This is a genomic window from Burkholderia sp. RF7-non_BP4, from assembly GCF_001521935.1.
Classification (GTDB): Bacteria; Pseudomonadota; Gammaproteobacteria; order Burkholderiales; family Burkholderiaceae; genus Burkholderia; species Burkholderia diffusa.
In genome coordinates this window covers 146,467-158,579 of record NZ_LOTA01000028.1, presented here as the reverse complement: position 1 = coordinate 158,579, position 12,113 = coordinate 146,467, and the positions used below count along the sequence as shown (strand labels likewise).

At 69.7% G+C, this 12,113-nt stretch carries 10 protein-coding genes; 6 read left to right on the top strand and 4 right to left on the bottom strand.

The annotated features are described in order from the left end of the window. Nucleotides 1-14 precede the first annotated feature (14 nt). The 4 genes from WS49_RS10565 to WS49_RS10555 all read left to right on the top strand — a co-directional run bounded on the left by WS49_RS10565 (nt 15) and on the right by WS49_RS10555 (nt 3,106). Complete coding sequence (locus WS49_RS10565) at nt 15-1,517, top strand: cobyric acid synthase (RefSeq protein ID WP_059527578.1); 1,503 nt, start codon at nt 15-17, stop codon at nt 1,515-1,517. An 82-nt stretch (nt 1,518-1,599) separates the two neighbouring features. Next, a complete protein-coding gene (locus WS49_RS35585) occupies nt 1,600-1,740 on the top strand; it encodes a hypothetical protein (protein WP_175907982.1) in 141 nt (46 codons plus the stop codon). A 164-nt stretch (nt 1,741-1,904) separates the two neighbouring features. Beyond that, the gene (locus WS49_RS10560; RefSeq protein WP_059528303.1) at nt 1,905-2,318 is read left to right on the top strand and encodes a DoxX family protein; all 414 of its coding nucleotides are present in this window, start codon (nt 1,905-1,907) and stop codon (nt 2,316-2,318) included. A gap of 128 nt (nt 2,319-2,446) precedes the next feature. Then, nucleotides 2,447-3,106: a ParA family protein gene (locus tag WS49_RS10555; protein WP_059527575.1), complete on the top strand. Its 660-nt coding sequence runs from the start codon at nt 2,447-2,449 to the stop codon at nt 3,104-3,106. A gap of 143 nt (nt 3,107-3,249) precedes the next feature. Here the strand turns inward: WS49_RS10555 and panD are convergent, their stop codons facing one another. The 4 genes from panD to WS49_RS10535 all read right to left on the bottom strand — a co-directional run bounded on the left by panD (nt 3,250) and on the right by WS49_RS10535 (nt 5,842). Further along, entirely contained in the window at nt 3,250-3,636 is a 387-nt protein-coding gene (panD, locus tag WS49_RS10550; protein WP_006484038.1) for an aspartate 1-decarboxylase, read from the bottom strand. Between the two features lie 41 nt (nt 3,637-3,677). After that, nucleotides 3,678-4,517, bottom strand: coding sequence for a pantoate--beta-alanine ligase (panC, locus tag WS49_RS10545; RefSeq protein ID WP_059528301.1), 840 nt, complete (start codon nt 4,515-4,517; stop codon nt 3,678-3,680). A 259-nt stretch (nt 4,518-4,776) separates the two neighbouring features. Beyond that, nucleotides 4,777-5,649, bottom strand: a complete 873-nt coding sequence (locus WS49_RS10540) for a segregation and condensation protein A (protein ID WP_059527573.1) — start codon at nt 5,647-5,649, stop codon at nt 4,777-4,779. A 4-nt stretch (nt 5,650-5,653) separates the two neighbouring features. Further along, on the bottom strand, nt 5,654-5,842 hold the full coding sequence (locus WS49_RS10535) for a DUF3460 family protein (RefSeq protein WP_044849219.1): 189 nt from the start codon (nt 5,840-5,842) through the stop codon (nt 5,654-5,656). 253 nt (nt 5,843-6,095) lie between these two features. Here WS49_RS10535 and WS49_RS10530 point away from each other — a divergent pair, with 253 nt between their 5' ends. Then, a complete protein-coding gene (locus tag WS49_RS10530) occupies nt 6,096-7,922 on the top strand; it encodes an autotransporter assembly complex protein TamA (RefSeq protein WP_059527570.1) in 1,827 nt (608 codons plus the stop codon). Nucleotides 7,923-7,950: 28 nt separating this feature from the next. Continuing rightward, nucleotides 7,951-12,006, top strand: coding sequence for a translocation/assembly module TamB domain-containing protein (locus WS49_RS10525; RefSeq protein WP_059527567.1), 4,056 nt, complete (start codon nt 7,951-7,953; stop codon nt 12,004-12,006). The last annotated feature ends 107 nt before the right edge of the window (nt 12,007-12,113 follow it).

Sequence of the window (12,113 nt, the reverse complement as noted above, 5' to 3'; positions counted from 1 at the left end):
CGACCTTGCATACGATGAATGCACCCGAACCGCAGCCGCGCGGCACGTTGATGATCCAGGGCACGACGTCCGACGCCGGCAAGAGCACGCTCGTCGCGGGCCTGTGCCGCCTCGCGCGTCGCGCGGGTGCGCGCGTCGCGCCGTTCAAGCCGCAGAACATGGCGCTGAACAGCGCGGTGACGGCCGATGGCGGCGAGATCGGCCGCGCGCAGGCGTTGCAGGCGCTCGCCGCGGGTGTCGCGCCGCATACCGATTTCAACCCGGTGCTGCTGAAGCCGACGAGCGATCGCGGCGCGCAGGTGATCATCCACGGCAAGGCGCGCATGAACCTCGACGCGCGTGCGTACCACGACTACAAGCCGGTCGCGTTCGACGCGGTGCTCGAATCGTACGCGCGGCTGCGTGCCGGCTACGACACGGTGCTCGTCGAAGGCGCGGGCAGCCCGGCCGAAATCAACCTGCGCGAAGGCGACATCGCGAACATGGGCTTCGCCGAACGCGTGGACTGCCCGGTCGTGCTGGTGGCCGATATCGACCGCGGCGGCGTGTTCGCGCATCTGGTCGGCACGCTCGCGTGCCTGTCGGACAGCGAGCGCGCGCGCGTGCGCGGCTTCGTGATCAACCGCTTTCGCGGCGATATCAAGCTGCTCGAACCGGGCCTCGACTGGCTGCGCGCGCAGACGGGCAAGCCGGTGTTCGGCGTGCTGCCGTACCTGCACGGATTGACGCTCGATGCCGAGGACATGCTGCCGTCGCAGGCGCGCAGCGCCGCCTTGCGCGGCGACGCCGGCGTGTTGCGCGTGGTGGTGCCCGCGCTGCCGCGGATCAGCAACCATACCGATTTCGATCCGCTGCGCGCGCATCCGCAGGTCGAGTTCACGTACTGGAAGAGCGGCCCGGTGCCGGATGCCGACCTGCTGATCCTGCCCGGTTCGAAAAGCGTGCAGCGCGATCTCGCGTGGTTGCGCGACACGGGCTGGGACGCGGTAATCCGCCGGCACCTGCGCTATGGCGGCAAGGTGATCGGCATCTGCGGCGGGATGCAGATGCTTGGCCGCACGCTGGACGATCCGCTCGGCCTCGAAGGCGCGCCCGGCAGCGTGCCGGGGCTCGGGCTGCTCGATTTCGACACGACGCTGCAGCCGGACAAGACGCTGAAGAACGTGACCGGGCATCTCGCGCTGCCCGGCGCGGCCGCCGTGCACGGCTACGAGATCCACATGGGCGATACGTGCGGGCCCGCGCTCGCGACGCCCGCGCTGGAACTGGCGGCGGGCGACGCAGCGGGCGGCGTGCGCGCGGACGGCGCGCGGTCGGCCGACGGGCAGATCCTCGCGACCTACGTGCACGGGCTGTTCGACGCGCCCGACGCGTGCGCGGCACTGCTCGCGTGGGCGGGGCTCGACGGCGCGGAGCGCATCGACTACCCGGCGCTGCGCGAGGCGTCGCTGGAGCGGCTGGCCGATTCGTTCGCCGAGCATCTCGACCTGCGCGCGCTGTACGCCGAGTTCCGTTGACGCAGGGCGTGCCCGGCCTGGCATTTTGCGGCGGATCGCGTACAACTCAGATGGGCGGAGGTCCGCCCGAAGGAGCGCGACGATGAAGGCTCGATGGTGGTTGGGCGTGCTGCTCGCGGCGCTGCTGGGCGCGTCGGCGGCGGCGCACGCATGTGACTCGTACGCACCGGGCGGCGGACCGGCCGGTTCGGGTGACGCCACGCAAGGCAAAAGCGGCGGCTGAGATCCGTAGCCGGGTACGGGCAGCGGGGCATGATCGATCATGCCCTTTTTTGCGATCCGATTCGTTCTTTTTGGGAATCAGTTAAAGCCATATCGCGTGTTTATTGGTCGAATCGATTCGAATAGAGTGCGATCCATTCTCATCCACTCATGAAGGAATTCGCCATGAACCCCCAACGCCTCAACGATCTCGGCGCGACGCTGCTGCGCGTCGCACTCGGCGTGCTGTACCTCGCGCACGTCGCGCAGAAGGTGTTCGTCTTCACGCTGCCCGGCACCGCGCAGTTCTTCGCGTCGATCGGCCTGCCGGGCTGGCTCGCGTATGTGACGACGTTCGTCGAGCTGGCCGGCGGCCTTGCGCTGCTCGCGGGCTTCCGCGTGCGGATCGCCGCGCTGGTGCTGCTGCCGTTCATGCTCGGCGCGGTGTCCGCGCATCTGCCCAACGGCTGGAGCTTCGCGTCGCCGAACGGCGGCTGGGAATATCCGGCGTTCTGGGCCGTCACGCTGGCCGTGCAGGCGCTGCTGGGCGGCGGCGCGTTCGCGCTCGGCGCACCGCGCGCCGCGACGCGAACCGCATAAAAGAGGGCGGGCATCGGCGCAACCCGTTCCGGTGACACCCCGTTTGCCGATATCATCGCTCCCTGTATCCGCAATTGAGCGGCGCTTGCCAGGGCGGCAGGCGCCGCGTGGCTTTTTCGGGGGAATTCATGACGGTCATCGTGGTGGCGAATCCGAAGGGCGGCGTGGGGAAAAGCACGCTGTCCACCAATCTTGCCGGCTATTTCGCGGCGCAGGGCGCATGGGTCGCGCTCGCCGATCTGGACCGGCAGCAGTCCGCGCATGCGTGGCTCGACCTGCGGCCGGCCGGCCTGCCGGCGATCGAGGCGTGGGATCTCGATCCGGACGCGCCGTCGAAGCCGCCGCGCGGACTCGAATACGCGGTGATCGACACGCCGGCCGGCCTGCACGGCAACCGGCTCAACGTCGCGCTGCAGCTCGCCGACAAGGTGATCGTGCCGCTGCAGCCGTCGATGTTCGATATTCTCGCGACCCAGCAGTTTCTGGAGCGCCTGGCCGGCGAGAAGGCGGTGCGCAAGGGCAGCGTGGAGGTCGGGATCGTCGGGATGCGGGTCGACGCGCGCACGCGCTCGTCCGATCAGCTGCACCGTTTCGTCGAAGGGCTCGGGCTGCCGGTGCTCGGCTACGTGCGCGACACGCAGAACTACGTGCAGATCGCCGCGCACGGCCTGACGCTGTGGGACGTCGCGAAAAGCCGCGTCGAGAAGGATCTCGAACAGTGGCGGCCGATCGTCGAATGGGCCGAGCGCCGCGCGCCGAAAGCGGAGAAGGTCGCCAAGGCGTCTTGATCCTCGAGGGCCGGACGCCGGCGAGGCCAATTACAGCAGGGCGAATGAAGAAGGGCCTGATCCGGCATCGTGACGGATCAGGCCCTTCCCGCATCGGCGACTGCGCGGTGCCGGCCGTCATGGCGCGCCGGCCGCCGCGTGAATCAGGTCCAGTTCTGCGTCGGCACGTGATCGCGGTGGCCCTTGATCTTGTTGCCTTCGTCGATGAACACGAGCTTCGGCTTCCAGCCGGCCTGCAGCTCGGCTTCATCGACCATCGCGAACGCCGCGATGATCACGAGGTCGCCGAGTTGCGCGCGGCGCGCCGCCGAGCCGTTCAGCGAAATCATCCCGCTGCCGCGCTCGCCCTTGATCGCGTACGTCGAGAAGCGCTCGCCGTTGTTGATGTTCCAGATGTCGATCCGTTCGTTTTCGATGAGGCCCGCCGCTTCGAGCAGGTCTTCGTCGATCGCGCACGAGCCTTCGTAATGCAGCTCGCAGTGCGTGACGGCCGCGCGGTGGATCTTCGATTTGAGCATATGGCGCTGCATGGTATCTCCGTGATGCGTGAGAGGCGAGGGCGGGCGGCCCGTCAGATTTCCAGGTTGTCGATCAGGCGCGTCGCGCCGAGTTTCGCGGCCGCGAGCACGACGAGCGGCTCGCCGGCTTCGAGTTCGGCGGCGCTCGGCGCGATCAGGTTCGCGCGGCGGCGGATCGAGATGTAGTCGGGCGCCCAGCCGCGCTCGGCCAGGTGCGTGCGCGCGGTCTGCTCGAGCTTGCCGAGGTCGCGTTCGCCGCCGAGCACGCTGTCGCGCACGCGCTGCAGTGTCTTCGCGAGTTCCGGCGCCTCCTTGCGCTCGTCGGTCGTCAGATAGCGGTTGCGCGACGACAGCGCGAGGCCGTCCTCGTCGCGCACCGTCTCGGCCGCGATGATCTCGACCGGCAGCGCGAGCTGCTGGCACATCCGGCGCACGATCATCAACTGCTGGTAATCCTTCTTGCCGAACACCGCGACGCGCGGCTGCACGCAGGACATCAGCTTCGCGACGACCGTGCACACGCCGGTGAAGAAGCCCGGGCGGAACTCGCCCTCGAGGATCCCGCCGAGGTCGTCGGGCGGCAGCACGCGGTACTCCTGCGGCTCCGGATACATGTCGCGCTCGGTCGGCGCGAACAGCACGTAGACGTTTTCCTTCTGCAGCTTCTCGATGTCGTCCTGGAGCGTGCGCGGATATTTGTCGAAATCCTCGTTCGGGCCGAACTGCAGCCGGTTGACGAAGATGCTCGCCACGACCGGGTCGCCGTGCTGGCGCGCGAGGCGCATCAACGACAGGTGACCTTCGTGCAGGTTGCCCATCGTCGGCACGAACGCCGTGCGGTTCTGGCCGCGCAACTGGTCGCGCAGTTCCTGGATCGAGCTGATGACTTTCATGATCGGGTAGCGGGTTCCTCGCGCAGGCGCGCGTTGGCGCCGCAACAGCGGCGTCGGGGTCGAAGCGGAGAACGCCGGCGCGCGGGCGGCGCATCGGGCGTCGGCGGATTGTAGAGGATTTGGCCGCCGGACGCATCGAAAAAAGTACGATCGTTCATTTTTAAACCGGGCGCACCGCGAGCGAGCCGCGCGGGCGGGCCCGGCGGCGGGATGCGGTGTGTTTCGGTGTGCGGGGGTGATGCGGGCGCGGCGGCGCGCGTTACGCGGGCAGGTACGCGAGGCGCACGTAGATCGGCGCGAACGGTTCGGCCTGCGTGATCTCGACGAGCGATTCGCGCGCGAGTTCGAGCATCGCGATGAAGTTCACGACGACGACGGGCACGCCGCGCGACGTGTCGAACAGGTCGGCGAACTCCATGAAGCGTGCGTTCTGCAGCCGTCGCAGGATCAGGCTCATGTGTTCGCGCACCGACAGCTCCTCGCGGGAGATCTTGTGGTGCTGGACGAGCTTCGCGCGCTTGAGCACGTCGGCCCACGCGGCGCGCAGGTCGTCCGAATCGACGTCCGGGAAGCGCGGCGTGATGCTCTGCTCGATGTAGACCTCGGCGCGCAGGAAGTCGCGGCCGAGCTGCGGCAGCTGGTCGAGGCGTTGCGCGGCGAGCTTCATCTGCTCGTATTCGAGCAGGCGGCGCACGAGTTCCGCGCGCGGATCCTCGGCTTCCTCGCCGGTATCGGCCTTCTTGACCGGCAGCAGCATCCGCGACTTGATCTCGATCAGCATCGCGGCCATCAGCAGGTATTCGGCCGCCAGCTCGAGGTTCGACGTGCGGATCTGGTCGACGTAGCCCAGATATTGCGCGGTGACCTGCGCCATCGGGATGTCGAGCACGTTGAAGTTCTGCTTGCGGATCAGGTACAGCAGCAAGTCGAGCGGGCCTTCGAACGTCTCGAGGAACACCTCGAGCGCATCGGGCGGGATGTAGAGATCCTGCGGCAGCTTGAAGAGCGGCTCGCCGTACAGGCGTGCGAACGCCGCGACACCGTCGACCGTGTCGGGCGTCGAATCGGCGCCCGCGGGCGCGGCGATCGCGTCGTCCTGCCGGGCGGCGCTGGCCTCGTCGGCGGCGCTCACGTCGTCAGAAGTTCTGGTAGTAGACGTAGGACGTTTGCTTCACGCGCGATTCCTGCTGCTCGGCGCGCTCGTCGAGGTCGATCGGCTGCTTGTCCCACAGCAGCGAGCGGCCCTTGCGCTGCTCTTCTTCGAGCGTCGGCTTCTGTTGCTTGAGCTGGTTCAGGAATTGCGTGACGTCGGACTGATACGGCATGGCTTGGCTTTCCGTTTCGGGCGGCGCACGATGCGCCGGGTTCGCGATGGCGGGATTTTACCGCATAGCGGGGAACAGCCGGCGGCAATCGCGCGTCGAATCCGCTGGCGCGACACCCGCGGCGCGTCCGGCCGCCCCCGCGCGCGTCGCGTTGCGTCCAGGCGTCAAAGCGGCGCCCGTGCGGGCAGCGCCGCCGCCCTGTGGTCAAATACGGGGTTTTCCGCAAAATCACCAACCGAGGACGAGGTCATATTTGGCGGGTCAGGTGAACCAGCAGGCACATACGGCGCATGAGGCGAGCCCGCGCGCGGCGCGTCACCGCGGTCGTCGCGCGCGGCGCGGCGCCGGTGCGGCGGCCCGGGCGGCCCTCGCGGGCTGTCTCGCCGCGTGCTTCGTGCTGCCGGCGTATGCGAAGTACGACGTCGAGATCGACTCGCCGCGCGCGATCCGCAAGCTCCTCGAGGCCCATCTCGACATCGCGCGTTTCGCCAAGCGAGACGACATCAGCGACGACCAGTTCGACTTCCTCGTGACCGCCACGCCGCAGCAGGTGCGCGACCTGACCGCGACGGCCGGCTATTTCTCGCCGGTCGTGCGCACGGACGTGCGCACGCGCGACGGCAAGCGCGACGTGCGCGTCGCGGTCGATCCGGGGCCGCAGACCGTCGTGTCGACGGTCGACCTGGCGTTCAAGGGCCCGGTCGAGACCGAGGATCCGAAGCAGGAGGCCGCGACCCGCTTCGCGTTCTCGCTGAAGCCGGGCGACCCGTTCACGCAGTCCGACTGGGACGGCGCGAAGGGCGCGGCGCTCAAGCAACTGCAGTCGCGCCGCTACCTGGGCGCGAAGATCGCGTCGTCGGAAGCGCGCGTCGATCCGCGCACGCAGCGCGCGACGCTGGCCGTCACGTTCGACAGCGGCCCGACGTTTACGATCGGCAAGGTCGACGTCGACGGCGTGCGCCGCTATCCGGAAAAAATCGTCACGAACGTCAATCCGCTGTCGGAAGGCGAGATCTACGACGTGCAGCGGATCACCGAGCTGCAGCGGCAGCTGCAGAACACGCCGTACTACGCGAGCGTCGCGATCGACGTCGGCGACGATACGGCGAAGCCCGAGCGCACGCCCGTGCACGTGAAGGTCAGCGAGTTTCCGTACAACAACATTCGCGGCGGCGTCGGCTACGCGACCGATACGGGCCCGCATGTGCAGGGCTCCTACACGTATCTCGACACGTTCGGCGCCGCGTGGCCGCTCACCGTGTCGGGCCGGCTCGACCAGATCCAGCAGTACGGCCAGGTCCAGCTGTCGATGCCGCCCGGCGAAAAAGGCTGGACCAACAGCGTGCTCGCGTCGTACACGAACACCAACGTGTCGGACACGCGGATCTACAGCGCGCGGATCGGCGCGCAGCGCACCCGCACCGGTCAGTTCATCGACTACGCGTATTCGCTGATGTTCTACCAGGACCGGCTCGACCAGAACGGCGCCGGCCCGACCACCAGCCGCGCGCTGGTGCCGCAGTGGGCATGGACGCGCCGCAACGTCGACGATCCGCTGTTCCCGCGCTCGGGCAACCTGATCCACGCGGAGGCCGGCTTCGCGATCAAGGGCGTGCTGACCGACCAGACCTTCATCCGCGGCTACGCGCGCGGCCAGCAGTACGTGCCGATCGGCAAGCGCGACCTGTTCGTGTTCCGCGCGGAGCTCGGCGGCGTGTTCACGAGCGGCAGCTCGGCCGGTGTGCCGGCGTCGCTGCTGTTTCGCGCGGGCGGCTCGAATTCGGTGCGCGGCTACGGCTACCAGAGCATCGGCAACAGCGTCGACGGCTCCGTGCTGCCGACCAAGTACCTGATGACGGGCACCGCCGAATACCAGCACTGGTTCAACCGCGACTGGGGCGCCGCGACCTTCTTCGACATCGGCACCGCGACCGATGCGTGGGGCGAGAAGGTGTTCTACCCGGGCGTCGGCATCGGCGCGCGCTGGCGCAGCCCCGTCGGCCCGATCAACGTCGACGTCGCGTACGGACTGCGCAACCACAGCGTGCGCCCGTACCTGACGCTCGGCATCGCTTTCTGACCTTGTTGCACGAGCCACGACGAACCGCATGACGAAGGATCCGAACGACACGCCGCCGCCTCACGATCCGGACTCGCCCGAGCGCGCGCCCGACGCGCCGCCGCGCGCGCCGCGCCGCGTGCGTGCGGGCCGGATCGTCGCGTGGACGCTCGTGACGGTCGTGCTGCTCGCCGTGGTGGCGGCCGGGCTCGTGCTGGCCGCGGCGACGACCGAGCGCGGCACGCGGCTCGCGTGGCAGACGGCCGTGCGCGTGCTGGGCGGCCGGCTGGCGGGCACGCTGGAAGGCGGCGCGCTCGCGACGGGCGTGCGGTTGCGCGGCTTCGCGTGGACGAGCCCCGGCGGCGCCGGCACCGAAGTGCGGATCGACCGGCTCGACGGCCGCTGGGCGCTGACCCGCGCGCCGTGGCGGCTGTCCGTCGACTACCTTCGCGCGGGCACGATCGACGTGCGGATCGCGCCGGGGCCGTCGACGCCGAGCACGACGCCGCAGGACTTGAGCCTGCCGCTGCAGTTGCGGATCGACGATCTGCGCGTCGATCACCTGGCGATTCACGAAGGCGGGTCGACGACGCAGCTCGACCATCTCGCGCTGAACGGCCGCAGCGACGGCCGCCACCATGAACTTGCGCTCGACGGCGTCGACACGCCGTACGGCGCGCTGACCGCACGCGTGAAGCTCGACGGCGTGAAGCCGTTCGCGCTGACGGGCAACGCGACTTACGTGGGCAAGCTCGCGAACGAACCGGTCAACGCGAGCGCGAACGTATCGGGTTCGCTCGAAGCGCTCGTCGCCGACGTCGCCGCGAGCGGGATGAAGCTGAACGGGCGCGCGCACGTCGAGGCCGCGCCGTTCGGCGCGGTGCCGCTCACGCGCGCGTCGCTCGCGTTCGATCACGTGAACCCGCAGGCGCTCGCGCCGGGCGCGCCGGCCGCCGATCTCGCGGTGCGCGCGGAGCTGGCGCCCGTGACCGCGCCGGCCGGCGCCGCAGCGGCGAAGGGTTTCGCGGTGACCGGCCCGGTGTCGATCGTGAACGCGAAGCCCGGCACGCTCGGCGAGCACCTGCTGCCCGTCGTCGACGCACATGCGACCGTCAATCTCGACGCACACGCGCAGCGGATCGACGGCCTCGCGCTGAAACTGATTCGCGACGGCAGCGTGACCGGCAACGGCGCGCTGACCGGCGGCAAGGGCCGCTTCGACCTGAAGGTCGCGAACCTCGACCTCAATGCATTCGTCGCCGAGCTGCGGCCGATGCGCCTGGGCGGCCCGCTCGGCGTGACGCTCGCAGGCGACGTGACGACCGTCGACTTCAACCTGAACGATCCGAAGCTCGCGCTCGGCGCGCGCGCGAAGGTCGCGCTGACGCAGCAGCAGACGGTGCTGACCGATGCGCGCGTGACGGCGGGCAAGGGACGTATCGACCTGACCGGCGTGTTCCGTCACGACGCGCATTCGAGCTACGACGCGAAGGCGACGCTGACCGCGTTCGATCCGCTGCTGCTCGCCGCGATGCGCGCGCCGGGCGCGGGCGGCGGCAAACCGGCCGCCAAAGCGGCGAAGGCGACCGCGAAGGCGCCGGCCAGGCGCGGCGAGACGCGCGTATCGGGCACGCTGACGGCCTCCGGCGCGCTCGCGCCGCAGGTGTCGACGAAGGCGACCTTCAAGCTCGGCGACAGCCTCTACGACGGCGTGCCGCTGACCGGCGCGGGCGTCGTGCAGCTCGTCGGCGCGCGGATCCTGCCGAGCAACGCGAACCTGTCGATCGCGGGCAACCACGTCGACCTGCGCGGCAGTTTCGGCGCGCCGGGCGACCGGCTGCGCTTCGTCGTCGACGCGCCGGAGCTCGACCGGCTCGGCTTCGGCGTGCAGGGGCTCGTGCAGGCGCAGGGCGAGCTGACCGGCAGCTTCGCGCACCCGAACGTGACGGGTACCTACAAGGCCCAGCACGTCGTGGTCGGCTCGAACCGGATCGGTGCCGCGCAGGGGCGCGCCGACATCCGCGACGGCGCGCACGGCGCGCTCGTGTTCACGGCCGACGCGACCGACCTCGCGCTCGGCTCGCTGCAATTGAAATCGCTGCGCGCGAACCTCGACGGCACGCGCGCGAAGCACACGCTCGACGCGTCGGCGATCGGGACCGCCGGCGGCCGCGTGATCGACCTGACGCTCGCGGCGAACGGCGGCGTGGTCGAGAATCGCGACGGGATGCGCTGGGACGGCACCGTCACGCGCCTCGCGAACCGCGGCACGCCGTCGGTGGCGCTGCAGGCGCCGCTTGCCGTGTCGGCCGGCGCCGGCCGCGTGACGCTCGGCGCGACGCGGCTCACGCTCGAAGGCGCGGCGATCGACCTGAAGTCGTTCGTGTTCGATCACGGGCAGATGCGCTCGGCCGGCGCCGTGCGCGGCGCGTCGGTCGCGCGCTTCCTCGAGATCCGCCAGGAGCTGACGGGCCAGCGGCCGCCGGTGCGCACCGACGTCGTGCTCGATGCCGACTGGGATTTCTCGCTCGGCGCGAACGCGACGGGCTACGTGCAGGTGAAGCGGCGCGGCGGCGACGTGACGATCGAGACCGGGCGCGGCATCGCGTCGCTCGGGCTGACCGACCTGTCCGCGCGCGCGAGCTTTGCACCGGGCAACCGGCTCAACGTGGTGGCGCTCGCGAAGGCGAACCGGGTCGGCACGCTCGACGCGAACGTCACCGTGCCGTTCGCGCTGCGCGACGGCGTGTTCGGCGTCGTCGACGACGGCCCGCTGGCGGGCCGCATCGACGCCGACATCCCGTCGCTGAAGTCGACCGGCAACCTGTTCGGGCCGAGCTACCTGCTCGGCGGGCGCGCGGCGCTGAAGCTGACGATCGCGGGCACGCCGGTGAAGCCGAACGTGTCGGGCATGCTGACGGGCGACGATCTGTCCGCGACGCTCGTCGACCAGGGCGTGCAGCTGAAGGACGGCATCGTGCGCGTGAAGCTCGCGGAGAACCTCGTCGAATTCCAGCAGGTCGAGTTCCACGGCGGCGACGGCACGCTGCGCGCGATCGGCCGCGTGCGTCTCGACGGCGAGGCGCCGGACCTGACCGCGAGCATCGTCGCGGACAAGCTCGAGCTGTTCGCGGCGCCGGACCGCAAGCTGTCGCTGTCGGGCAAGGCGACCGTCGCGAACGACGGGCCGCGCGGCGCGCTGTCGATCGACGGCAAGTTCGTCGTCGACCGTGCGTTGTTCGACCTGCCGGAAGACGCGGCGCCGCACTTGTCCGACGATGTCGTCGTGGTGCGGCCGGACGGGACCGTGCGCGGCGAGACGCCGACCGGCACGGCGGTCGCGAAGCCGCAGAAGGTCGAGGACAAGCCGGCGCCGTCGCTCGCGCCGCGCGCGAACATCGACATCGGCCTCGGCAACAACTTCCGCTTCAAGGGGCACGGCGCGGATCTCGGGCTGCGCGGCACGATCACCGTGATGAGCGCGCCGGGCGTGCCGCTGCGCGCGGTCGGCAACGTGCGCGTGACGGAAGGGTCGACGTATACGTCGTTCGGCCGCAAGCTCGCGGTCGAGAACGGCTTCTTCACGTTCAACGGCCCCGTGTCGAATCCGGGCGTGAACATCCTCGCGATGCGGCGCAACCAGGAGGTCGAGGCCGGGGTGCAGGTCGTCGGCACGATTCAGTCGCCGACGGTCAAGCTCGTGTCCGAGCCGAACGTCACGGACAACGAAAAGCTGTCGTGGCTGCTGTTCGGGCACGGCACCGACCAGGGCAACAACGTCGGCCAGCAGAATGCGATGACCGCCGCGCTCGGGCTGCTTGGCAGCGCGACCGGCAGGCGCGTCGCGCAGAGCATCGGTCTCGACGAATTCTCGATCGGCCGCAGCGACGTCGGCCTCACCGACGCACAGGTCGTGCAGATCTCGAAGGCGATCAACGAGCGTTTCGTGCTCGGTTACGAGCAAGGGCTGCAATCGGCGAGCAACGCGTTCAAGGCGACGATCAACCTGACGCGCTTCTGGTCGGTGTCCGCGTATGGCGGCACGTTCCAGGGCGTCGACCTGAACTACACGCGGCGCTTCGATCGCTGGTTCGGCCAGCGGTGACGATGCCGCGCGCCGGCTCGCATCGCCGTCGCGCGGGCCCCGGTGCGAACATAAAAAAGCCCCGCACGCATCGGTGCGAGGCTTTCTCGTTCAAGCGGCCGTGCGTG

Excerpts from the sequence above, each read along its gene's own strand:
- WS49_RS10565 (WP_059527578.1), top strand. The coding sequence starts at position 15 with ATGAATGCACCCGAACCGCAGCCGCGCGGCACGTTGATGATCCAGGGC.
- WS49_RS35585 (WP_175907982.1), top strand. The coding sequence starts at position 1,600 with ATGAAGGCTCGATGGTGGTTGGGCGTGCTGCTCGCGGCGCTGCTGGGC.
- WS49_RS10560 (WP_059528303.1), top strand. The coding sequence starts at position 1,905 with ATGAACCCCCAACGCCTCAACGATCTCGGCGCGACGCTGCTGCGCGTC.
- WS49_RS10555 (WP_059527575.1), top strand. The coding sequence starts at position 2,447 with ATGACGGTCATCGTGGTGGCGAATCCGAAGGGCGGCGTGGGGAAAAGC.
- panD (WP_006484038.1), bottom strand. The coding sequence starts at position 3,636 with ATGCAGCGCCATATGCTCAAATCGAAGATCCACCGCGCGGCCGTCACG.
- panC (WP_059528301.1), bottom strand. The coding sequence starts at position 4,517 with ATGAAAGTCATCAGCTCGATCCAGGAACTGCGCGACCAGTTGCGCGGC.
- WS49_RS10535 (WP_044849219.1), bottom strand. The coding sequence starts at position 5,842 with ATGCCGTATCAGTCCGACGTCACGCAATTCCTGAACCAGCTCAAGCAA.
- WS49_RS10525 (WP_059527567.1), top strand. The coding sequence starts at position 7,951 with ATGACGAAGGATCCGAACGACACGCCGCCGCCTCACGATCCGGACTCG.